The organism is Nostoc sp. (assembly GCF_036917095.1).
In the GTDB taxonomy this organism is placed as follows: domain Bacteria; phylum Cyanobacteriota; class Cyanobacteriia; order Cyanobacteriales; family Nostocaceae; genus Nostoc.
In genome coordinates this window covers 119,225-143,223 of the sequence record NZ_JBALFH010000020.1, presented here as the reverse complement: position 1 = coordinate 143,223, position 23,999 = coordinate 119,225, and the positions used below count along the sequence as shown (strand labels likewise).

Below are 23,999 nucleotides of genomic sequence, written 5' to 3'. Positions count from 1 at the left end.
CCATCAAAATGTCAATATCGGTAAATTGCCGCAACGGCTGTGCTATATGGAATCTGTTCAAAAGGAACAGCGTAAACCGTGCCACCATTTAATAAGGTATGAGCAGCGACAAAATCCAACAAATCCTCATCACCAGTTTCTTTTTCTGGATGCAAATAAACCGTTTCTGAGGTTGGATCGAATAAACCCCACTGTTGCTGACCAACTGCAACTAGTAATGAATCGACTCGTTGGTAATAAGCTGCTGAGACAACTTCTTGGAGGTTGTTAGATGCTTTACCAGTATCGCCACCAAACAATTCGTGAAATTGCTCCAAAGCTGCTTGCTGTGACTTTTGGAAATTAGCCTCGACAATCGGCCAAGCTTGGTCATGTAACTCTTGGGCGCTGAGAATTTCTGGATTACCGATAATAGCTTCATCCATCAAATGCTGGTAAGTATTTGCTTGTCTATACACAGGCAAGAGATATTCTACCCCAGCCAGCACCAAAGGCGCTTTTTGCAATTTCAGTTTCTCGTATAATGCGCGATCGACAATTTGAAAGAATTGGAGAATGTCTTCTTGGCGTTTATCCCTGTCAGGGCTTCCCTGTCCGTGAAACGAACCTGGTTGCGAAAAAGGATTGGAGGTTCCCCCTTTTGATGTTGCGATGCGAAACTGACCTTCTTTAGCAGTATCATCTCTTTGCAGAGCTTCATCTACACTTTTAGGGAGATTTTCTACTTCTATCTCTTTGACGCTGTAGCGTGTTCCTTCAAAGAACCTAACATCTTGTTGGCTCAAAGCCAGGATATAGAAACGACCATTGCCATTTAAAATTGGCAGCAGTGGTTTGATGTGAAATCGGTCTGTAACCACGACCAACTCTTGAAAATCAATTGGCAGAGGATAATAGCGAAAAATATTGTCAGAAATAAAAATCGCCAGGCCTTGCTCTCCTATTTGCTCCCAAAACTCTTGGTTATCAATTTCCTGGGATTTTTCCAATAATGCGATCGCATCTTCCTGTGTCAAACCCGCATCAATTAAACGAGCCTCTGCTTCCCTGACCAAATTTTTAAAGCGAATTGGGTTTTGTCGCACTTCTGGCCCGGCTGAGTGCGTTGGCATATAAATTGAAACACAATTTCCTTTTGGCTGTTCTATTAATGTCTTTATTTCCTCTCTAGAGATTAATTGCATATTATATCCCTCCTATCAACATGACCAGATACATCAGACCAGACCATCGATATTCAACGATCTGATATGACGTTATTCTCAGATTGTGGCGGTTGAAGTCCAACCGTTTGCTTCTGAATTTATTTCACCTCAAGGAGGGTTTAGTTGCATCTTTCTTTTGATAGGCAATATTCATATTTGAGAATTACTAATTAAAAGCCCAAATTTAAAAGCCAAAATCGCCACATTTATCAAATGTTTGGCGTGTTAGAGTTTGCGCGTCCTGAGTTTACGCCTATTCTACTATCTCGTTGGCTAAGACCTAAAGTTACTCGTTTCATAATCCAGTACAAACCGGCAAGTACCACAAAGGTGATAGCAATAATTACTAGGGGCTGTTTTCCCAGAATTTCTTCTACCCCTTTGGTTAATACGGCGTCGGGTTGAGTTATAAAATCCCAACTGTTGAAACGCAAAAATCGCCCCCAATAAACCCCAACAGCGCAAAGAAAATGTGTAATCAACTCAACGCGCCAAATCCATTGGCTTTTACCGATGCGATGTAAATAGTAACCCCAATTAATTAACGATATTACATAAGCTTCAAATCCACCAATAATTACTAATAAATATAAAGGAATGAGTACCAAAGTAATCATCCAAACCGATTGAATCGTGCGGATATCATCTATTAAGTGAATAACATCGGTCAACAAATACGGTGCATTTGGTAAGAAAGCATAGAAAACTAAGAATCCTAGCCACCAAAGCCAAGAGCCACCACGCCTAAAGCGAAATAGCCACACACTCAAAGCTAAAGGTATAAAAGCCAGAAATAAATTCCAAGTCATCCAACTCATATTAATTCGCAAGACCTGCACAACTCTGGCTATCAATTCTTCTTTCATAGGTGCTAACTTAGAAGACGTTTGATCGATCTAGATTCACTCTGTAGTGTTAGTGTTAACCTCAGTGATTGATAAAAATTTTGTACCCTCAAGAAAATTTATTTACTCCAAAACCAGACAAGGCTTTTGTGTGGCTTAAAAGTAAATGCACACTGAATATATGTCTGAAATTTAAAGTTTTTATGTCTTTCATACTGGGGGATGAAATTTATCAATCGGTTTAAATCACTAGTATAGCCAGAAAACGATCGGGGTAAAATCTACCACACAAAGAAAGTCTGAGCAGCAAAAACGCTGCTGAATAACTTCCTGTAAACTTTTTTATGGGAATGTTGCCCCTGTCCTAGCTATTATATTGATTTCATTTTGCCCTGCTAGAGTTCCAGAAGCAGCCTAAAGTTTTTGCCAAGAGTGTAAAATTACTTGTGCTATACCTTGAGAATTAACTCACGTTAAATAGTTTCTAACACCATCCCTAACCTCTCCCCTTGCTAAGGGGCTACGGTGTATACAGTCTTTTAATCCCCCTTAAATACCGCGTACACACTCTCAGACCTAACCCCCAGCCCCTTCCCTGCGTTCGCACAGCGTCTCGAAGAGAGGGAAGGGGAGTCAATCTTCAAAGCCCCTCTCCGCGTCGGAGAGGGGTTTGGGGAGATGGTCTGCCGGCGGTAGCGTTAAAAAGGGGAGCAATATAGAGAGGCTCTCTCTCAAATAACTAATGCAGTAGTACTCGACTACGGGGGCCGATCGCTTGTTTGGGTGAAGCGGGTATTGTACAGTTATTGGCAGAATCCTGCGAACAAGCAGGTTGAGCAAGGGTTGCAGGGTTGATAACTACTTGATTAACCGCTGGAGAATTACCACTACTGAATTCCATATTAGGTGTAGTGGAGAGCGATGGAGAATTAGATCCAGATGTATGTGTTGTAGGTGTCGAGGAAGCGCCACCATCAACTATTGGTGCAGCAGTCAACGTGCTACCATCACCAACTACAGGTGCAACAGTAAATGTGCTACCACTATCAACTATTGGCGTAACAGTCAGTGTACTACCGCCATCAACTACGGGTGCAGGAGTGGGTGTGCTACCACCACCAAGTACGGGTGCAGGAGTGGGCGTGCTACCACCACCAACTACTGGTGTGGGAGTGGGTGTGCTATCACCGCCAACTACTGGTGTGGGAGTGGGCGTGCTACCACCACCAACTACGGGTGTGGGAGTGATGAGAGTTGCAGTTGCAGGTACTTTGATTGTTAATCTCGCTAGGGGAGAGTTAGTCATTTCCAAAGATGTTACCTTTGGCGAACCTGGGAGATCGGACTTGAAATCAAAAACTGTGGGGGTTGCACCACCATTGCGATCGCTATATCGCACTCCAAATCCACTTACTTCAAAAGTGCCCTGATACTGGTTTCCAGTGTTTGGATCGGTGACAGTACCAGTGTATAAGGCTTTTGTGAGATTAAATTCATCCTGAACTACTCCTTGAAATGTGGTTCCTGCCAATTTTCCCTGGTATTTATAAGGTGTCAATTCACCTTCGGAGAGAATCGGCGAAGTGAGAACCCCATTAAAGGAGACAATCGGAATACCTTTAAAGTCAACATAGTAATGTAGACTTCCATCAGCGCGTGTTCTTACCTGCACATAGTCTGACTTGTATACAGGAACGTAATTAGGATTGTTCTTAGTACCTAAGTTCCGAGAGTAAGTTCCCGTGTCGTCTGTATCAACACGAGTAATGCTGCCATTGAAATTGGGATTAATGCTGGGAAGTTGGATAGTGCCTGATAATGTGCCAGTGCTTTGAATTGTGATTTGAGCAAAAGCACTTGTTCCAGCTAAAGCAATCATGACTGCGGCTAAACTGCTGCTGCCAACAACTGTACAACCCAACTTAGTTAATGAATTTAATTTCATGAAAATTTTGCTCCTTTAATCACCTATTAAAAAAAATACGCATAGTTAACGCACGATTTTTCCTTGCTCCCATTGGATAATGAAAGCATGTAACACTGAGCAAGGCAGTATGAAAATAGCGTATTTTATTACATCTACATCAGTAGAAAACTAAAACCGGAAAGTTGCTCTTAATGTCCCAACGACTAATGCATCGTTAGCAGCATTGCCATCGGGATTGAAAATAACGAATAAGCCCGGAGTCAAGGCAATGTTGTCGCTCAACTGGGTGCGGTAAAAAAGTTCTACGTGAATTGATGTGTCACTACGTCCGCCTGCTGTCCCCCCATCAGAAAAGTTGGGGAAATTGAAGCCATCGGGTAAAGTACTCGAAGTAATTTTGGGCGGTTGTCCGACGAGAACGCCCCCTAAATTTCCAGAACGCAGTAAATTGGGAAAAGCTGCGAACACCATCCAGTTTGTAGTTTCTACACTTCCAGAAAGGTTGAATGGTTTCGAGGAAGTAAAGCCACCCCAACCGCCCAACTGCAAGTTAGGGTTAATTCGCCAAGCAACGGTAGCACCAATTGCTTGGGTATCGAAAGCTTTAGGATCTGCAAAAGGCGAAATTAATTGAGAATCGCCAATACCACTTCCCAGTAAACCATCTGGGGAGTGGGAATAAAGATAATGCACGCCGATATCGACGTTATTAGTGGGTGCTACACTTAACTGAGCGCCAGCAGTAAATCTACCGCCAAATAGTCCGCCTTGCTTGATATTGCTGGAAAAACTGGCGATTTCTGCACTATAAACGCCTTGCAAACTGATGCGATCGCTAATTTGCCAGTCAAAGCCTATACCAGCAGTGCCGTTGCCAATACTTAAAATCGGGTTACGTTGACCAAATAGAGAAATTGCACCGTCACTAGAACCTTCTAAAGGACTAATACCGCGAAAGGTGTTGATGGGGTTGACTCCCGCCGTACCCACGACAATTCCCAAGTTATCCGCAGCGAGAAATCGATAAGATAAGTCACTAATAACTAAATTGTTGTCTGTATTTGACTCGAAACCCAACCGCCCCATATTGGTAGATAGCAACGATGCAGTAGAACCTAAATTGCCCGCAGACAACCCTGTTAACAGCAAATCTCGCCCTGTAAATGAAGTTGCTAGGGTTAGTTGGGCGCTACTTGTGAAAGTCAGATTGGTTTTTCCCTGGCGTTCAGGTACTCCATCTCTAGGAAACAAATCCACATCGGGGCTATTGGTTCCCTGAACGCTAAAAATGGCTTGACCATATAATCTGGTATTTGTGGAAAACCGATTACCTTGTAATTCGCTACTCCGGTTTTCCACAACCTCGACACGTTGCTGTAATTGTTGCAATTCTGCTTTGAATTCGCCTTGCAACCTTTGCAGCAAGATTAAATCTTCGTTATTAACAGTATTAACTTTATTGTTAGTGTAGGCGTAGCCCGCCGCAGGCATCGCTTCGTTAATCTTCTCTAAACAAGCATTTAAACCAGCCGCGAATTCATAACGGCTGATGGTGCGGTTTCCTAAATAAGTCCCATCAGGGTATCCCGCAATGCAGCCATAGCGTTCTACCAAAGACTGCAAAGCATCAAAAGCCCAGTCAGAGGGTTGCACGTCCTTAAGTTGTGACACCGAGGTGACTTGAGACATTTGGTTGTCTGAGTCTGGAGATTGGGGAGATAGGGAAAATTCTTCTGTGGTTTCCTGGTTTTGTGCAACTTCTGTTACAGGTTGAGTAACTTTTAATTCAGGTAAGTTAGGGGAACTTATGAATTGAATTTTTTCTCTACTTTTTTTAAGTATATTTTCGTACTTTTTATTTATCGCTGGCGAACTGGTTATATCTGGCTGCACGAATTCAGGCGGTGTAATTTCAGCAGGCGAGACAACTTGAGATGAATTTTCCTGTGTTGACTGCTGTACCAGCTTATCTGAGGAAATTACAGGTTGCTCTGGTGAATTTAGCACAGAGATTGGCGCTGTTACTAGCACACTCGCCATCAGTAGACTTATATCACTCATGGTATTTCATTTGACTTGCACCAACATTTCTTTTGACAGACAAAGTTGGTGTATATCAGGAAAATTTTTATAAAAGAAGTGATAAAAGTTACTAATGTGCTGAGAAGCGCTCCAACGGCTACCACCGGAGTTACTACTTCCTGCCTCTTGCCTCTTGCCTGCAATTGAAACAATCGTGCTGTGAGCTACAGTTATATTCCAGGAAAATGGGCAACAATATTGATAAATAACTAGAAATGCAGCCCTACCTGTAAAAGATGCTGCCGTTTCATGAAACCCAGAATTATTGTTTGTGGCTTAGGACGTACCGGATATAAAACTTTTCGTCTGTTGAGACACCAGGGAGCCTTCGTTGTTGGTATTCATCACCAATCTATCCCTGGCGAAACAGCAGGAGATGTAATTGTTGGCGATTTACAAGCAGCTGCCACCCTAATAGCAGCAGGAATTCAACAGGCACACACTTTAGTCATCGCCGGATCTAAAGATGCTTTGAATTTGTCTATTATGATGCAAGCGCGGGTGCTGAATCCCCAGATTCGGATTATCAACCGTTTTTATAATACAAATTTGGGGGAGCGCCTAGATCAAAGTTTGCCAGATCATTTGAGTATGAGTGTTGTGGGATTAGCAGCACCCGTATTCACCTTTGCAGCGTTGGGAAACCGAGCGATCGGACAAATCAAATTATTTCAGCAAACTTGGCCAATTCACGAAGAATATATTGATGAAAATCACTTCTGGAGAGGTTTAAAGCTGAGTGAATTGTGGGAAGACCGATCGCGGATGCTGATTTATTACTTGCCAGTAGAAGGTGAGACGGATTTGGTGTCAGCTGTAATATCTGGGCAAGAGATCCAAGTAGGCGATCGCTTAATTATTGGTACACAACCCCGCATCCGTTCCCCCCGAAGATCGTTAATTAAAAAACTGCTGAAAGCCCTCACCAATTTTAGGCAGTTTCAGGAACACGGGCGATCGGTATTAATGGGTGCTGTTGTACTATTGGCAGTTATTCTGATTGCTACATTCACCTATATGTCGGCTGAGTTGAGTTTGTCTCCTGTCGATGCTCTATATTTTTCTGTCGGCATGATTACAGGAGCCGGTGGTAATGACAAAGTAGTAGAAAATGCTCCTAACAGTATTAAGTTATTTACTGTTGTGATGATGCTGATTGGAGCAGTGGTGATTGGTATTTGGTATGCCATGCTCACTGATTTTGTCTTAGGAAGCCGCTTTAAGCAATTTTGGGATGCAGCCCGAATTCCCCAGCGATCGCACTACATTGTCTGTGGCTTGAGTGGTATTGGAGTGAGAATTGTCCAGCAACTCCACGCCAGTGGACATGAAGTTGTAGTAGTTGAACCAGACTCTAACAGCAAATATATCAACACCGCCCGCGAACTGGGTATCCCCGTCATTCAGGGCGATGCCAGCTTCCGCACAATACTCAAAGCCAGCAATATAGAATCTGCCGCCGCAGTGCTTGCTGTTACTAACAATGATGCTACCAATCTAGAAATTGCCCTCAAAGCCAAGGGCCTGACACCCAGCATTCCGGTGATTGTTCATTATGCCGATCCCGATTTTGCTGGCATAGCGCAACAGCTATTTGGCTTCGAGGCCGTACTGAGTCCGGCTGAACTAGCAGCCCCAGCTTTTGCTGCCGCTGCACTAGGGGGACGCATCCTCGGTAACGGCATCACAGCCGATAGTCTTTGGGTGGCTTTTGCGACTGTGATTACACCTTCACACGTCTTTTGTGGTCAGTGGGTCAAAGATGTAGCAATGTCTGCTGATTGTGTACCTTTATACGTAGAAACTAACCACCAAACCCTTCACGGTTGGGATTTATTAGAAACCAACCTCAGCGCTGGTGATGTTTTATATATGACTATGCCAGCGACGCGGTTGTATCAATTGTGGCGGGGCGAGCAAGTTTGCGAATCACACGCTTAAATAATTCTAGGACTTACGCAAAAACCCTTTGAAACTCTTATTCCTCCGTGCCCTCTGCGTTCTCTGTGGTTCGATTTTCCGTTACCTGTGCGTAAGTCCTAAATTCGTAATTCGTAATTAATAGACTACTTCCCATCGGTTAAGGTAAGAGACGCGATGAATCGCCGTCTCTACAATAATTACTCTTTTGTAGAGACGGCGATTTATCGCGTCTTTGTGATGATTTATCGCGTCTTTACGATCTAAAATTTTCATCAAAAAACTTTAACCAAACCGTATTTTCCCTACTTCCCACTCCCACTTATTTGTTAACTACTCGTTGTTGATATTCTTGCTCAGTAATCATGTCGAGAGTGTTTTCTAGGCGATCTACAAATACGATACCGTCGAGATGATCGTACTCGTGTTGAAAAATCCGAGCGATAAAATCGGTTAATTCTTGCTTTTGTAAGTTGCCTTGAGAGTCAGTGTATTCCACTTCAATAGCTTGATATCGAGGAACTAACCCCCGAATTCCTGGAACACTTAAACAACCTTCCCAATCTTTGACAACTTCACTTGAATGAGCAATGATTTTGGGATTAATCATCGCAGTAGGTTCCATTTCTGGAGCGTTAGGATACCTGGCATTAGGACGGGAAGCCACAATAAATAAACGATAGGATTGTGCTACTTGAGGCGCAGCAATTCCCACGCCGTTAGCCTTAGCAACAGTGGCGATTAAGTCTTCAATTAATTTTTGGATATGCTCATCTTGAATATTCTCAACCCAAGCAGCTTTTTGACGCAATGTTGGATTACCTAATTGAATTATTGGCGCTAACTCAGTCATGATAAAACTCCTTTAAGTAATGGGGAATGGGAAATGGGGAGGCAGGGGGAGCAGGGGAGGCAGGGGGAGCAGGGGAGGCAGGGGGAGCAGGGGAGGCAGGGGGAGCAGGGGAGGCAGGGGAAGCAGGGGAGGTAAGGAAAGAATGACTAATGACTAATGACTAATGACTAATGACTAATGACTAACATCATCCTTCACTTCTCATGGGCAAAGGAGCAGGTTGGACTGCTACTTGGACAGTTTGCCCATTGCGTTCCACTTCTATTGGTAATTTAGTACCGATTTTGCTATTTTCTACTAGCTTTTGTACATCTTCAATTTTAGTAACAGGCTGGCTATTAATGCTTTTAATTACATCACCAACTCTTAGTCCAGCTACAGATGCAGGCGATCGCGGCACAATCTCAACCAGCAAAACGCCGTCATCTGCTGTAATATTTAAGCGATCGCCAGCTACATTTTTGATCCTTTCTTTATTTTCTGGTGTCAATGTCACCATCTGAACGCCCAAATAAGGATGATCTACCTTGCCTGTAGCAATTAATTGCTGGGCAATTTTTTGCACAGTATTAATCGGGATAGCAAATCCCAAACCTTGAGCGCCTCGAATAATAGCTGTGTTCATCGCAATTACCTGGCCGCGAGCATTTAGCAATGGCCCACCGGAATTACCAGGGTTAATCGCTGCATCCGTTTGGATATAATCAACTCGCTTGTCGCTAGCACCGATGTCGCTACTAGAACGACCTGTAGCACTAATAATTCCAGAAGTGACGGTATTATTCAAGCCTAACGGGTTACCGATGGCAATTACTGCTTCTCCTGGTTGCAAGGCATCGGAGTTACCCACAGATAGAGTTGGCAGATTATTAGCATCAATTTTGATCGTAGCCACATCCGTAACTGGATCTTCACCCAACACTTTACCGTCAAAAGTCCGGCCATCTTTGAGTGTGACAGTCACTCTATCAGCACCATCTACCACATGGGAATTGGTGACAATTTGACCTGAAGAATTAATGATAAATCCAGAGCCACTACCCCGCTCTACGCGTTGTCTAGGCTGTGGCGCTGCTTCTCCAAAAAACCGCCGGAAAAATGGATCGTTAAATTCGTCTGGTACGCGAGAAGTGATTGTTCGGGAAGAATCAATGCGAACTACCGCAGGCCCCACCTGTTGCACTACTTTCACCACAAAATTAGGATCTCCAGACGAAGAGAAAATCGGCGGCGGGACAATATTTGGATTAGGTTCTATTGTCCTTTGCCTTTGGGCTTGAGTATCGCTTTGTCGAGTCTCAAAAGTTTTAGCAGGTAGAAGAGAGCAGCTTCCCAGGAACACCACTGCTACCCCGGATGAGAGCATCCCTAGAATATTATCTACCCCCCATCTGTGGCGCAAACGCCTGGGATGAATATTTTTGGGCGCTGAGTGATGGTTTGTTGTCTTCATGTGTCGTTGCTTCTCCGTGTCAGTCAGTGGGTGTTAGGATCTTGCCTACTGGGTATGTCCCAAAATGATTACAACTTAAAAGCTTATTTTAGGTCTAGCGTGTCTCAATGCTAAATTGGTGCTTTCTCTTCTATTGTGACGATTAGCAGCAAAGGTGGTGGATAATGGAAATTTCCATAGAAAATCTGTGGAGTCAGGTACTAGAGCGCCTAAAGCTTGAACTATCCCGGCCTACCTTTGAAACTTGGATCAAAACTGCTAGTGCGGAGCGATTAGAAAATAATTGCTTAGTGATCCGCACTCCTAACCCATTTGCTCGTAATTGGTTACAAAAGTATTACATCAACACCATTGCTCATGTAGTACAAGATATTCTCGGTCATCCCGTAGGAATTTACATTACCGTTGCTCAAGGTGATGAAGTTTCTCATTTTAGCGAACGAGAGGTTTCTTGGGAATCATCAAATCCTAGCAATATTTCTGAAGCTGTTCCCGATCGCAATCAAAAAACTACTGAATTAAACTCTAAATATGTCTTTTCGCGGTTTGTAGTTGGTGCCAATAATCGGATGGCTCACGCTGCTTCTTTGGCTGTTGCAGAATCTCCAGGTAGGGAGTTTAATCCTTTATTTTTATGCGGTGGCGTAGGTTTAGGTAAAACTCACCTCATGCAGGCTATTGGTCATTATCGTTGGGAAATTTCTCCTAATTGTAAAATATTTTATGTTTCTACTGAGCAGTTTACTAATGATTTAATTACAGCGATTCGTAAGGATAGTATGCAAAGTTTTCGAGAACATTACCGAGCCGCTGATGTTTTATTAGTTGATGATATTCAGTTTCTTGAAGGGAAGGAATACACCCAAGAAGAATTCTTTTATACTTTTAATACTTTACATGAAGCTGGTAAACAAGTTGTCATTGCTTCCGACCGTCCTCCGAACCAGATTCCTAGCTTGCAAGAACGGCTTTGTTCTCGGTTTTCTATGGGGTTAATTGCAGATATCCAAAAGCCAGATTTAGAAACTAGAATGGCAATTTTGCAGAAAAAAGCCGAGGATGAAAATATTCGTCTTCCCCGCGATGTGATTGAGTATATTGCTTCTAACTATACTTCTAATATTAGAGAATTAGAAGGAGCTTTAATTCGGGCAGTGGCTTATATTTCCATTTGGGGATTACCGATGACGGTAGAAAATATCACACCAGTTTTAGAACCGCCTAACGAAAAAATGGCAGCTACCCCAGAAGCAATTTTAAAGGTTGTGGCGGATAATTTTGATGTTTCAATAGACGACCTCAAAAGTAACTCACGACGAAGAGAGATTAGCTGGGCGCGTCAAATAGGAATGTATCTCATGCGCCAACACACGCCTCTGAGTTTGCCGAGAATTGGAGAAGAATTTGGTGGTAAAGATCATACAACGGTGATCTACAGTTGCGATAAAATTACTCAACTCCAAGAGAGCGATCGCACCTTAGCACAAACCATCCGCCAACTGAGCGATCGCATCAATATGACTAGCCGTTCTCAAAAACCATCTTGATGATAAATTTAAGTTTTCCACAACCTGCACTTTTATCGTTAGCATTGACGCCTGAATAATTAGTCGAAAATATTAAGTAACGTATAAAAATTGATTAAATTTAACTTAGATTGTGGAAAAAATCTTACTTTTTGTGGAAAAATCTGTGGAAAACTTGATATTTTGTTGGAAAAAGCTAATTAAGTATAATTACCTTGTGGAAAAAATCAGAGAGTTTTCCACAAGTTTTCCACAGATGTAAACTTGCCTAACTTATGATTTCAACAGAAATTGTGGCAGGTTTTCTGTAATTTCCTGGCATCGCTATTGCAAATACTCTACTCACTCTACCGACAACTCACCCAGTACCAAAACCCTCAACTCTATCACTCGCTTCAAAGCTGTATCATTGGTTAAAAACGCCTCACAACCAGCAATTATTGCCGCCGCCACCTGCAACGCATCGGGTAACTGAAGGTTATAACGCACCCGAATTCTCGCAGCTTCTCGCGCAAGACTAGCATTAATCTCCACAAAAACTACTTGTTCTTGTTGCAACACATCGACAAAAGCCTGCTCTAAATCCACTAACCCCAGACGTATAGCGCCCACCAAACACTCTGATAAAGTTATTGCAGATGCTACTGCTGCAATGTCAGCTTCTAACCGATCAAAAATTGGATCTACTAAATCCACAAACTGCGGATTGCGTTCTACAAAATAAATTACGGGTGCTGTATCAAGAAATAAACGAGAAACTCCAGCTAACGCATCACTAATTCTCATTCCTCTCCTCAGAACAACCGTTCTTGATGCTCATCTCCTTCCCGTCGAGTCCGCGAAACCCATTCCTGAGCATCCTCACCCAATAGCGGATAGGATGCCATACCCTTCAAATCGCTCCACTTGCGTTTTGGTTGTGCTTGAGTGATATGTTTCTTTACACGCTCCACCAAATGCCCCATCACCGTCAATTGCTCCTCTGGAGTTAATTGCTCAATCTCGCTTAAAATTTTTTCAAGTGACGGACTCATCAACTTAACCCCTATCAACTGCTGTAAATTTTAGCGTCTTTAACTCTTGGATATATCTCATCCCAATACCAACACCCTTATCCAACTGCATGGGACTATGGCATGATGCGATGGAGGTTCATCAATTAAAATACTCAAAATAGTTTTAATAATAATGATAATCGTGCATAAGGACGTGGGAGGAGGCAAGAGTTTCTCGCCTCATCCTACTTTATTTGATTATCATTATCTTTAAGGCTTTTGACAACTTAAATTTCCTGTTGGATCTTAGCTAACTAAACGATCGCACCCGACACCCCATTCATAGATCCATTTACAGAAGAAGGCTGAACAGAATCGGCTGCTAAAGGATTGCTGACTTTGGAATTGCCTAGTACGCCTCGCTTCTTCTTGGTATTACCTCGCCGCGCACCACCCGCCATCTCGTATTCCTGACTGTTTTTACCGTAACGGCTGCCAACTCCTAGTAACATTTTTTCTGACATTGCTATTACAACCTGTTCTGCGTTCTTTACGTCATCTGTGAGTTTGTCAATGGAAGATAAAGCAGTGTTGTAGGCAGCAAGCTTAGACCGGAGATCGTTAATTGTTGTATTATAAGCTTGTATAGTGAGTCCTTCGCCAAAGTCAAGTTCTACGCTGATAGATTGTAAACTTTCAATCCGGCGATCGGCTCGTTCTAAAACGCTGGAATTTCTTTTACGACGTGCCATAATGCATCTCTGCTACTAAGGTTATAGTACTTTTTTATACAAAAATACATTCGATTGTCATGGGAAAATACTGCAAATATGTTGCGATCGCATTTTAAAAAGTTTAATTAATTTCACTGAGATGATTTTTACATTTCAGGTAGCAAATAGTTTTATAAGCTCATTACAACAATTGCTGCAATGAATTAAGCATTTCTTATACAGAAAATAGCAATTGTTGCAAAGTATTAAGCGCTTGGAGCAATTGCTTATACCTTCGCTGCAATGAATTAAGCGTTTCTTATACAAAAAATAGTAATTGTTGCAAAGTATCAAGCGCTTGTAGTAATTGCTTATACATTTGCTGCAATGAATTAAGCGTTTCTTATAAATTAAGCGATCCTAGTTGCAAAGGTTTAAATTTTGACAGATAGAAATCGGGTGCACTACGGCTTTAGCCGAATGGCACCATCTTATTTAATGGAACCAGAAACTTATCTCAAGCATAGGAGTGATACCTGCGGTTTTACCTAGCCTACACACTAACCAGAAAACAGCGATCGCTTATAAGGGACTTCCAGTTAAAAAAATATCCCATTGTAGGGGCGCAAGGCCTTGCGCCCCTACAAATATACAAATAATTTGGGATAATTTATTTTTTGCAAGTCCCTAAACAATAAGGGTGTTAGGATATCTTTCACCAGCTGAATCTGACTTATGAAATTAGTTTGCTCCCAAAGCGATCTCAGTACAAACCTCTCACTCGTTAGTCGTGCAGTACCTTCACGACCAACTCATCCAGTACTTGCCAATGTGCTGCTGCAAGCGGATGCTGAAACTAACCAAGTAAGCTTAACAGCCTTCGATCTCAGCTTAGGAATCCGCACCAGCTTTAACGCAGAGGTATGGCAAAGTGGTGCGATCGCACTTCCTGCTAAGTTACTTGTAGACATCACCTCTCGTCTTCCAGAAGGCGAAATCACTTTAGATGATGAATCAGCCCTCACAGGTGCAACACCTGGTGGAGAAGGTTTAATTGTCACACTCACACCCAAGAGTGGACATTACCAAGTCAGAGCAATGGGGCCTGAAGAATTTCCCGAACTACCTATAATTGAAAATACAGAAGTAATCCATCTTACCACCACCGCATTAATTGAGGGATTACGGGGTTCATTGTTTGCTACCAGTGCTGATGAAACCAAGCAAGTACTCACAGGTGTGCATTTAACAGTTAAACAAGACACCCTAGAATTTGCAGCTACCGACGGACATCGCCTCGCAGTGGTAGAAACCAGCAACGAGCGTCCTTTAGGCGGAACTAGTCAACTAGAAGTGACAGTACCAGCTAGAGCATTACGCGAACTACAACGAATGTTAGCTCATAACGCCTCATCAGATGAGCCTGTAGCTTTATATTTCGATCAAGGTCAAGTTGTATTTTCATGGCAAAATCAACGCTTGACTAGTCGCACATTAGAAGGGCAATATCCTGCTTATCGACAATTAATTCCGCGCCAATTTGAGCGACAAGTGACAATTGAACGGCGACAATTCGTCAGCACTTTAGAGCGGATTGCTGTGCTAGCCGATCAGAAAAATAATATTGTCAAGCTCAGTATTGACAGCGAAGCTCAGGAAATTACTTTATCTTGTGAAGCTCAAGATGTGGGCAGTGGTAGAGAGTCAATGCCGGCGCAAATTTCTGGGGAAAATATAGAAATTGCCTTTAACATTAAATATTTGATGGAAGGTTTGAAAGAGTTACCATCTTCTGAAATTCAAATGCATTTAAATCAAAGCCTAACTCCAGTAATTTTTACACCATTGGGGGGTTTGAAAATGACTTATTTAGCTATGCCGGTGCAACTTAGAAGTTAGAGGTTATTTATCAAGAAAAAATCTAATTAATGTAGGATTAAATGTCATTTAACCCCAATACGGTTCAGTTAAGAAGAATAGTAGGTTGGGTTTCGCTGTCACTCAACCCAACCTACGCCTAATGACAAATGACCAATGACTAATGACGAATTTGTCTAATCGGAATTTCAATCCAAAATTCTGTACCTAACCCCGGCTGAGAATCACATTTAAACACACCACCGTGTTTCTCTACGACAATCTGGTAACTAATTGACAACCCCAAACCAGTGCCTTTTCCCACTGGCTTAGTAGTGAAAAATGGGTCGCAGATTCTTGCTTTTATAGGCTCCGGTATTCCTGGGCCATTGTCTGCAATGCGAATTACTACGCTCTTGATATTGCCTTCAAGCTCTCCAGGAGTAGTCCTGATGGTAATTTGACTGGTATCAGGATTTGATTGAGATTCTCTGTAATCTTCTAAAGCATCGATCGCATTGCTTAAAACATTCATGAATACCTGATTTAGTGGCCCGGCATAGCACTCTACTAAGGGAAGATCGCTGTATTCTTTGACTAATTTAATAGCCGGACTTTCTGGTTTTGCTTTCAAGCGATGCTGCAAAATTAGCAAGGTGCTATCAATGCCCTCATGAATATCAACTGGTTTTTTTTCTGCCTGATCGAGGCGGGAGAAATTCCGCAAACCTAAGACAATCTGACGGATGCGATCGATGCCAACTTTCATAGAAGTTAGAGTTTTGGGCAAATCTTCCATGAGAAAATCTAAGTCTATCTCGAAGGCGCGATCGCGAATCTCAGGGCTAGGATTAGGGCAGTCTTGCAAATAGAGGTCTAATATACTGAGTAAATCTTCGGCGTAATCGTTAACATGATTGATGTTGCCATAAATGAAGTTCACAGGATTATTGATTTCGTGGGCAACACCAGCTACCAGTTGACCTAATGAGGACATTTTCTCAGTTTGGATCAGTTGGGTTTGAGTTTGCTGTAAATCATGCAAAGCTTGAGCTAGCTTTTGAGTCTGCTCTTTGGTTTGATTATGTAATTGGGCTTGTTGGAGTGCAACCCCAAGCTGATTAGCAATTTGAGTAATAAACTTAATTTCCGAAGCTTCCCAATGACGGGGTGCAGAATTCTGGTAAGCTGCTAACAAGCCCCATAGCTGCTGCCCAATAAATATGGGTGCGATCGCATAGGCCCTTGCTTGAATTTGCTCTAGAACCGCAACGTGGCATTGAGAGTGGCCAGCTTCATAGATGTCATCAACTGCAAAGGTTTCATTGTGGCGATATCGCCCACCTTGAGTTTCTTGCAAATAGCTATCTTGCCAAACTGTCTTAGTATCAGAGCTTACTAGCTTTACCCAACGATCGCCCACAAACTCGGCAATGTATTCACCACTCCAATCAGCCTGGAATTGGAAGACTGCAACTCGCTCCGCTTGTAATGATTTACAGATTTCTTGGGTAGTTGTCTGAAAAATCGCATCTAGGTCAAGAGATTCTCTAACTTTCGCCACAACTTCAAACAATACCCGTTGTTGTTCTGCTGCTTGTTGCAAATTTAATGTCTGTTGTCGTGTCTGAGCCAGTAATTCAGCTTGCTGGAGTGCTACCCCCATTTGGGCAGCAATCTGACTGAGAAAATTAATTTCAGAAGCTTTCCATTGCCGGGGGCCAGTGTGTTGATAAGTTGCCAACAAACCCCAAAGTTTTTGCCCAATAAAAATCGGAGCAAGCACAAAAGCGTGAATTTGAAACTGCTCTAGATTGTCGATATGGCATCGAGCAAACCCCATCTTGTAGATGTCATCGACTGCAAATGTTTCATTGTAGCGATAACGTCCTCCCTGTGTGTCTTGTAAGTAGGTGTCATTCCAAATTGTATTAATACCTAGTTCAGACTCATTCGACCAGTATGGACTAGCAGCCTCAAAATCCCCGACAAATTCACCACCCCAATTAGAATCAAAACGATAAACAGAAACGCGATCGGCTTTGATTAGTTGACAAACCTCTTTAGTAGTAGTTTGAAAAATAGTATCTGTGTCTAGAGATTCCCGAATCTCGGCAATAACTTTAAACACAGCCTGTTCTTGTTCAGATGTACGTTGTAATTCAACTGTGCGTTTTTTAACTTGTTTTTCTAAATTTTCATTGAAAACTTGTACTTGTTGGTGTAATTCATACTGCTGAACTGCTGAAGCAAAGTGTTTACCGAGGTTTCTAGCCAGTTCAATTTCTTCAACCGTCCATTTTTGAGCTTGTGCTTTTTTAGATTCGCGCCAAACCTCAAACGATCGCCGGGGATACAGCTGCCTTCGATCGCTGTCATACTGCCCCGCCCATAAAGTTTCTGTATCTACTTCGTTGCGGAAAATAGTTAAGTAGCCCAGCAACTGCTGACGATACTGGAGCGGAATCATCAACATGCTGCGAATTTTAGTTGGTTGAAAAGCAGGTTGCAAACTTCGCAAACCGGGAGTGTTATATATATCTAAAATCGCCCAAACATCATAGTTACTAGACTTGTGGTGTTCTTGCCAGACACTATACTGCTCTATTAGTGGATATATAGTTTGTTCTGGCATTACAGGTTGCTGTCCACAGATATAAAGCTTGATACAAGTATTTCCTGGTATTAAGCATTCTGTTAAGCTGGTCACGTTGCCATTGTGGAAATCAAAAGCTTCATTTCTAATGCAAAGCCGACCACCAACACCATTAAAGGCAGCAACAGCCGCTTCTAGGGCTGGTTGTAATACAATCGTCGGCAGTGAATGTAGTAAGGTAGCAATGCGGTTAACGATCGCTTCCCGTTCGGCTGATTTGCGGACTTGAGTGAGGAGGGTACTTTGAGCGATCGCTACTGACAGTTGCTCGACTACCATCTGTACTGCTTCTAATTCATATTCTGAAATCGAACTTGCTTCAGAATTATGAGACACCAGTAGCCCCCAAAGTCGATCTTGATAGAGAATAGGCGCTACTACAGAGGACTTTACCCCCATTGCCGTCAAATATTCAATATGGCAGGTGTCTACAGAGCGGTAACGGATCTCCTCTGATTTAGTTTCTCCATTATCCAAGTCACGCAGGTGAATTTGACCAATTTCTTGAGTATCAACATTCACAACAGAACGCACCCGTGACTTGATAAATAGTTCGCGGGCGGTTAGTGGAATATCATCAGCAGGGAAATTCAGCCCCAGTAGTGACGGTAAACGATTGTTGTAAATTGACTCAGCAATGACCTGACCGCTGCCATCGGCATGAAATTTGTAAATCATCACTCGGTCAGTTTTTAGTAGCGATCGCACCTCTGCCGTTGTCACTGTGATAATTTCTTCAAACTCTAAGCTTCGCCGGATACGGTTTGTAATGCGGCGCAGTAAGCTTTCTTCATGGCGACATAAGGGCAAATTTTGTTCGGGGTTGGAGGTCATTGCTTATAGCAAAATCAATAAATAATTTGCAAAGAGACATAATTAGAGCTAAAGCCATTTTCAGATTTATTTAATCAAATTGTCTTCAGTAAAACTACGGGCAAATCATTAAATAAAAATATTTATTTAGCCTTTATCAAAGTTTATTAAAACATCACAAAAACAGACGCTAAAAAATTGCGTCTGTACTAGCTACAAGAAAAAATCTTGTTTTTTGGTTTTGAATTTTGTCGAGCATTGCCGTAGCAACAAACTTAAACTTTTATATTGTCAGTAAAACGGATTTTAAGATAGTCCTCTTCCATCTTTGCTCCTCCTGGTTGTAGTGCTGCTAAGGCTTGTGGCAAAACTAAGTTCCGACGGTGGTTGCCAATAGTAATGTTTAATTCGTCCCCACTCTTACTCAGTTGAACTTGGTTTTTCGGAATCCCAGGTAGATAAATTTCTAAGCTGTATTGGTTTTCCTCTTGCACGACTCTCATAGTTGTTTCTTTGTAATAAACCTGAGTCGGATCTTCATCTTTATAGAGCGTTTCTTTCAGGCGTTCTAAAGCAGCTAAACCGCACATTTCCTCAGAAAATAGTGGCACTTCTTTCACAGGTAAAGGGTGGAAATTATCATGAATTTCCTGGCGATATTGCTCCTGACTTTCCTTCCAACGTTGGAAAAATGGGTCTTGGACAATACTAGGAATAATTCGATTAGCCACTATTAAATCTGTTGCAACATTATACAAACTCAGATAGGCATGGGCACGCAGAGACTCTTTAATCACCATCTTTTCGGGATTAGTTACCAGACGCACTGAGGTTTGAGTATTGTCTGTTAATACTTTTTCCAGAGCTTCAATTTGTTCATAAAACTCATAAGGTGCATCCATCACCTCTTTATCTGGTAGCGAAAAACCAGCAATTGGTCTAAAAAAAGGTTCAACCAGAGGGCGAAGTGCCACGGAGATGTTTTGGAATGGTTTGTAAAAACGGCGCATATACCAGCCACCGACTTCAGGTAAACTCAGCAAGCGCAGTGCAGTGCCCGTGGGGGCTGAGTCGATAATTAAAACATCAAACTCACCTTCATCGTAATGGCGTTTCATCCTTACCAAGCCAAAAATCTCATCCATGCCTGGTAAAATTGCCAATTCTTCTGCCTGTATGCCGTCTAAACCCCTTGCCTGTAAAACTTGGGTAATGTAACGTTTTACAGCACCCCAGTTTCCCTCCAGTTCTTGCAGCGCATCCAGTTCTGCACCCCACAGATTTGGGCGAATTTTTTGGGGTGCATGTCCCAATTCCATGTCAAAACTGTCTGCCAAGGAATGAGCGGGATCTGTGCTTAAAACCAACGTCTGATAGCCTAGTTCTGCACAACGGAGTCCGGTTGCAGCAGCAACGGAAGTTTTGCCCACGCCGCCTTTACCGGTCATTAAAATTACACGCATAGATGCTTCTGTCCTGCCTGAGGATTTTATTACATTTATTTACATTATCGACTGTTTAAAGAAAATAAATGCTGTTTCACTATGTTTAGGCGTTAACAGTTTGAGTTGTTCATCAGTCATTGCGGTCTTTTTTAACCAAGGGCGCGATGATTTATCACCTCTTCTAAGATAACGTGAGTTCAACGGGTCACAATACTGCTCGGTTAAGAGTCGATACCCCCAACCCCCCTTCAAAAGGCTTGCTCAAAATGCCTTATTTTCCCCCTTTTTAAGGGGGACTAAGGGGGATCTCCGATGACTATGCACCAAAACCCGAGCAGTATTGGAACGGGTCACACGAATAAAAAACCTTTAACAGGTTTTACTACGCAAAACCTGTCCCGTTCCGATTAGGAGAGGGACAGGCAGGGGGAGGTTCGCCGAACTCACTTAAGAGACAAGGGCAAATTAAACGCGAAGTCACCACTAATGCAACGCAAGTCAGTGGTGAGTACTTCACTTTTTATTCCAGAGACTAATAAATTCTTTATAGATGGCTGGGGTGATCTGACTTTGTAAGTGAGTTAGTGCATCACGATGGTTTTGATTGTTGTCATCATAATAAGTGAAGACATTTGTCAGCTTGACAATCTCAGGATTTTGATCGTTTGTCCCTCTCCATTTGTTAGTAACTTTGTGTAAAACGTCCTTGGGTAGATTTTGTTGTAAGTTATTTAAGGCTGCGATGTAAGAAGGATTTTGAGGATTCTTTTTGAATTGGAAGCACAAATCTATCAGCTTGATCTGGGTCTGGGGCTTATTTGTTAAAGTAGGTTGCTGTAGAATTTGACGCTGTTCAATAGTGGCAATGCCATTTTCAGTTAAACCCTGAGATTTCTGAAATTTCTTGACTGCTGTATAAGTGGCCGGCCCATAAAAAGGCAAGTCTTTTGGAATTTCGGCATTGGTTGCGAAACCGTGAAACTTCAATCTATTCTGAAGTCCGATGACTGTATCTTCCATTACCTTTCGAGTCTCGGAATCAGCGTTACCATTAACCACAAGTTTTTGTGGGTACTGTTTCTGAAGCTTTTTGATCGCTTCTTCGGTAGGATCGTCTGTCAAGGAGTTGTTATTGCGCTTCCAGGGAGCAAATTTAGTCAGATCCGGCTTAGGGTCTATCTCAGGAGCTAAATATCCCAGTCCAATCAATATATGACGGATGACTTCAGGGCTACTAACAGCCATACTTTTTGGTTCCTTTGCGATTAAACTACCATTTAATGTATCTTGCTTTACAAAAATTATGTAAGTAGAAAGAAATAAATCTAACATGTCTTAATTTGCAAGGCGTTCCAAAAGTTAAGTAATATGTGACACCAAGGTACAACTCTTTGAGACGTTCAGCGTAGGTAACTACAGACTGGTAAAAAGAAAGGTGGTTTTAAGTCTTGGTGGGCGATCGCTTCGGGTTGCTTCCAAATAGCGATCGCATCTATTACAGCAGATTTCAAGTTAGTCCTAACTCCTAACTCCTGCTGTAATCATAAGTAGCTCGACAAAAATATTTACAGTCATTACCAACGAAATAAAGCAATCCCAAACCGCAAGCCAATTGCAACTCTACAAGACGCTAGGCGTAGCTTGCTTTCCGTAGGAGTACGTTTCAATTCGTTACACTCGCAACGATCTTATGTAATTAATTCCGTCCGACTATTTACTTAGCGCTTTGAGCGTTCTTTTTTGATGTTTGCTTTCCGCCACCTTTCAAGCGGGTTATCCTGCTTTTGCGGATGCGATCGCTTTGGCGAACACCACCCGCCATCTCATATTCGCGGCTATCGTTACCGTACTTTAAGGCAACTACCATCAACATTTTCCCAGTAAGATGACTCAAACTTGTTTCCAACTCTTCAATCTCAGTTCGGGAAGAATCAATCACGGCTAGAGCGTCGTTATACCCATCAATTTTGGTACGTAACTGCTCAATTAGTTGTGTCATGTTGTTTAAGTTGCAACCATCCCCAAAATCTATGGTTGGATCGATCGCCTTCAGTCCACAGGCTCTTAACTCAGCCTTTTCTAGAATGCGGGATATTAGTTTTTTACGCGACATAAATTTACTTGTGCCAAAAGCTTATAAGGCTAGTTTGCGTTACTGTAACTGGATATGGGTTCAGCATAATCCGCAAAATATCGTATTTTTGATTACATAAATAATGGCTAATTCTCGTAGTTTCTTTTCAGTTTAACGGCAGATCGAGTTTTAGTAACGACAATTTCAGCGTTTATAACAACACCTTAAGAGTTAGTAACAACAACTGCAATATTCATAAATACAGCTTAAGCACTAGTAACAAAAGCTTAAATTTTTCCGATAACAGTTTTTGGTATAATAATCACAGCTTCAGCATTCATAAACACAGCTTAAGCGCTAGTAACAAAAGCTTAAATTTTTCTGATAACAGTTTTTGGCATAGTGAGAACTTGTAAGCTGATACTAATTAAATTTTTTGCATAGGTGTAGCCTGCTGTAGGCGCTGTTATTTTAAGAACTGCTGCGATCGCTAGTTATTGTTACTTCTTTTTTTACGCTCCCATCGTAACCATACAGCTTAGACGTTATTCATTGCTCGGTAGCTAAAAAACCAAACTGCGATTTAATATTCCAGCGCTTACCGTCGTGAAGGAGTAGCGTTAATTTATTGGCAGTAAACTCAAAATGCAACTGACGCTTTTCAAACTCTGGCCAAGCAACTTTAAAGTTTTGCTTTGTTAAATCCCGAAATGCAACCGTCATATGGGGCGCATAAGGGCGGCTTTTAGAAACCTTGTCAACAATTCCCAAGTTACTTTCTATATAAGCCATTAAATCAGCTTGCAAAGTAAAAAGTTCTTGACTTCTGACTACATTAATGTATATAACACGAGGCACAAAGGCATCAAACCCTTTGAGTGTAATTGCTACTGGCTGTCGTCCACTAGCAAACTCCTTCAAGGATGCTTCTAGCTGTGGCAAGTTAGCATCTACCCATTCAAAAGGCGGTTGCAGGGTAATATGAGGCGGAGACTTTAGCGCCCCGCTACTAGCATAGCGATCGGCAAAGTACTGCTTAATCTGGTTGGCGTAGTCTTGAATATCTTGCGGTGGTAAGAGGGCGACAAAAAAACGGCTCATCTAGCTCATCTATATTAATTATTTTTATTTTGACTCCTAACTCCTAAGCCGCGATCGCTAACGCCGAGAAAATATTACAACTATATTACGATACAAAAATTTGAGAGGTTGTAAGCAAATGCCTTGGTTTGTAAAGATTGAAGAAGGCAAAGTCGATAAACCTACCTTTGACCAATATGTACCTGCCCACAAAGCCTACATTCAGGACTTGATTGCTAAAGGGCACAAAGCGCGAACAGGCTATTGGGCAGAGCAAAGAGGCGGGATGTTGCTGTTTGAGGCAGCCTCAAAGGATGAAGCAGAAGCAATTGTAGCTGATGATCCCTTGGTGCAAAACGGCTGCGTCACCTATCAGCTTTATGAATGGCGAATTGTTATGGAATAACACACACTTACTGAATTTTAATGTTATGCTTTTAGAAGACCTGGATCTATGCGATTGCAACACCCAAATCTTGTCAGAACCGGAAGGTAGCAGCAACACGGGAGGCTTGTGATAGGCGTAGTCTCCGGGTCGCCCTATTTTTAGGAGCG

Annotated in this window: 19 protein-coding genes and 1 other RNA gene; 5 read left to right on the top strand and 15 right to left on the bottom strand. The window is 42.2% G+C overall.

Annotated elements, in window-relative coordinates:
* Positions 1 to 11: 11 nt before the first annotated feature.
* From V7L01_RS08670 to V7L01_RS08655, 4 genes are all read right to left on the bottom strand, one after another.
* Positions 12 to 1,184 carry a baeRF3 domain-containing protein gene (locus V7L01_RS08670; protein ID WP_335033756.1) on the bottom strand — a complete coding sequence of 391 codons (1,173 nt, stop codon included), beginning with the start codon at positions 1,182 to 1,184 and terminating at the stop codon, positions 12 to 14.
* A gap of 230 nt (positions 1,185 to 1,414) precedes the next feature.
* Positions 1,415 to 2,071, bottom strand: a complete 657-nt coding sequence (locus V7L01_RS08665) for a DUF1361 domain-containing protein (RefSeq protein WP_335033754.1) — start codon at positions 2,069 to 2,071, stop codon at positions 1,415 to 1,417.
* A gap of 718 nt (positions 2,072 to 2,789) precedes the next feature.
* Positions 2,790 to 3,995: a hypothetical protein gene (locus V7L01_RS08660; RefSeq protein ID WP_335033753.1), complete on the bottom strand. Its 1,206-nt coding sequence runs from the start codon at positions 3,993 to 3,995 to the stop codon at positions 2,790 to 2,792.
* Between the two features lie 150 nt (positions 3,996 to 4,145).
* Complete coding sequence (locus tag V7L01_RS08655) at positions 4,146 to 6,038, bottom strand: iron uptake porin (RefSeq protein ID WP_335033751.1); 1,893 nt, start codon at positions 6,036 to 6,038, stop codon at positions 4,146 to 4,148.
* A 270-nt stretch (positions 6,039 to 6,308) separates the two neighbouring features.
* On the opposite strand from V7L01_RS08655, the gene V7L01_RS08650 reads away from it, so the two are divergent.
* The gene (locus tag V7L01_RS08650) at positions 6,309 to 8,000 is read left to right on the top strand and encodes an NAD-binding protein (protein WP_335033749.1); all 1,692 of its coding nucleotides are present in this window, start codon (positions 6,309 to 6,311) and stop codon (positions 7,998 to 8,000) included.
* Between the two features lie 117 nt (positions 8,001 to 8,117).
* Here V7L01_RS08650 and V7L01_RS08645 read toward each other — a convergent pair whose 3' ends face one another.
* From V7L01_RS08645 to V7L01_RS08635, 3 genes are all read right to left on the bottom strand, one after another.
* Positions 8,118 to 8,255, bottom strand: coding sequence for a hypothetical protein (locus V7L01_RS08645; protein WP_335033747.1), 138 nt, complete (start codon positions 8,253 to 8,255; stop codon positions 8,118 to 8,120).
* A gap of 46 nt (positions 8,256 to 8,301) precedes the next feature.
* Positions 8,302 to 8,832, bottom strand: coding sequence for a peptide deformylase (def, locus tag V7L01_RS08640; protein ID WP_335033745.1), 531 nt, complete (start codon positions 8,830 to 8,832; stop codon positions 8,302 to 8,304).
* A gap of 187 nt (positions 8,833 to 9,019) precedes the next feature.
* Positions 9,020 to 10,285, bottom strand: a complete 1,266-nt coding sequence (locus V7L01_RS08635; RefSeq protein WP_335033743.1) for an HhoA/HhoB/HtrA family serine endopeptidase — start codon at positions 10,283 to 10,285, stop codon at positions 9,020 to 9,022.
* Positions 10,286 to 10,449: 164 nt separating this feature from the next.
* On the opposite strand from V7L01_RS08635, the gene dnaA reads away from it, so the two are divergent.
* A complete protein-coding gene (dnaA, locus tag V7L01_RS08630; RefSeq protein ID WP_335033741.1) occupies positions 10,450 to 11,832 on the top strand; it encodes a chromosomal replication initiator protein DnaA in 1,383 nt (460 codons plus the stop codon).
* Between the two features lie 321 nt (positions 11,833 to 12,153).
* On the opposite strand, the gene V7L01_RS08625 is transcribed toward dnaA, so the two are convergent.
* From V7L01_RS08625 to V7L01_RS08615, 3 genes are all read right to left on the bottom strand, one after another.
* Positions 12,154 to 12,597 (bottom strand): type II toxin-antitoxin system VapC family toxin, encoded by a 444-nt coding sequence (locus V7L01_RS08625; RefSeq protein ID WP_335033739.1) that lies wholly within the window; start codon positions 12,595 to 12,597, stop codon positions 12,154 to 12,156.
* A gap of 8 nt (positions 12,598 to 12,605) precedes the next feature.
* A complete protein-coding gene (locus V7L01_RS08620) occupies positions 12,606 to 12,845 on the bottom strand; it encodes a hypothetical protein (protein ID WP_335033737.1) in 240 nt (79 codons plus the stop codon).
* A gap of 275 nt (positions 12,846 to 13,120) precedes the next feature.
* Positions 13,121 to 13,558: a hypothetical protein gene (locus tag V7L01_RS08615; protein WP_335033735.1), complete on the bottom strand. Its 438-nt coding sequence runs from the start codon at positions 13,556 to 13,558 to the stop codon at positions 13,121 to 13,123.
* A gap of 696 nt (positions 13,559 to 14,254) precedes the next feature.
* Here V7L01_RS08615 and dnaN point away from each other — a divergent pair.
* Positions 14,255 to 15,418: a DNA polymerase III subunit beta gene (gene dnaN / locus V7L01_RS08610; RefSeq protein WP_335033733.1), complete on the top strand. Its 1,164-nt coding sequence runs from the start codon at positions 14,255 to 14,257 to the stop codon at positions 15,416 to 15,418.
* 139 nt (positions 15,419 to 15,557) lie between these two features.
* Here the strand turns inward: dnaN and V7L01_RS08605 are convergent, their stop codons facing one another.
* The 5 genes from V7L01_RS08605 to V7L01_RS08585 all read right to left on the bottom strand — a co-directional run bounded on the left by V7L01_RS08605 (position 15,558) and on the right by V7L01_RS08585 (position 23,465).
* Positions 15,558 to 18,866 carry a GAF domain-containing protein gene (locus V7L01_RS08605; protein WP_335033731.1) on the bottom strand — a complete coding sequence of 1,103 codons (3,309 nt, stop codon included), beginning with the start codon at positions 18,864 to 18,866 and terminating at the stop codon, positions 15,558 to 15,560.
* Between the two features lie 254 nt (positions 18,867 to 19,120).
* Complete coding sequence (locus V7L01_RS08600; RefSeq protein ID WP_335033729.1) at positions 19,121 to 20,308, bottom strand: TRC40/GET3/ArsA family transport-energizing ATPase; 1,188 nt, start codon at positions 20,306 to 20,308, stop codon at positions 19,121 to 19,123.
* Between the two features lie 495 nt (positions 20,309 to 20,803).
* Positions 20,804 to 21,535, bottom strand: coding sequence for a peptidoglycan-binding domain-containing protein (locus V7L01_RS08595; RefSeq protein WP_335033727.1), 732 nt, complete (start codon positions 21,533 to 21,535; stop codon positions 20,804 to 20,806).
* 469 nt (positions 21,536 to 22,004) lie between these two features.
* Positions 22,005 to 22,403: a hypothetical protein gene (locus V7L01_RS08590; protein WP_335033725.1), complete on the bottom strand. Its 399-nt coding sequence runs from the start codon at positions 22,401 to 22,403 to the stop codon at positions 22,005 to 22,007.
* A gap of 510 nt (positions 22,404 to 22,913) precedes the next feature.
* A complete protein-coding gene (locus tag V7L01_RS08585) occupies positions 22,914 to 23,465 on the bottom strand; it encodes a 2'-5' RNA ligase family protein (RefSeq protein WP_335033723.1) in 552 nt (183 codons plus the stop codon).
* 118 nt (positions 23,466 to 23,583) lie between these two features.
* Here V7L01_RS08585 and V7L01_RS08580 point away from each other — a divergent pair, with 118 nt between their 5' ends.
* Together V7L01_RS08580 and ffs are read left to right on the top strand one after the other, a co-directional pair.
* Positions 23,584 to 23,850, top strand: coding sequence for a YciI family protein (locus V7L01_RS08580; RefSeq protein WP_335033721.1), 267 nt, complete (start codon positions 23,584 to 23,586; stop codon positions 23,848 to 23,850).
* Positions 23,851 to 23,887: 37 nt separating this feature from the next.
* Positions 23,888 to 23,984: signal recognition particle sRNA small type (gene ffs / locus V7L01_RS08575), an RNA gene on the top strand.
* Positions 23,985 to 23,999 lie beyond the last annotated feature (15 nt).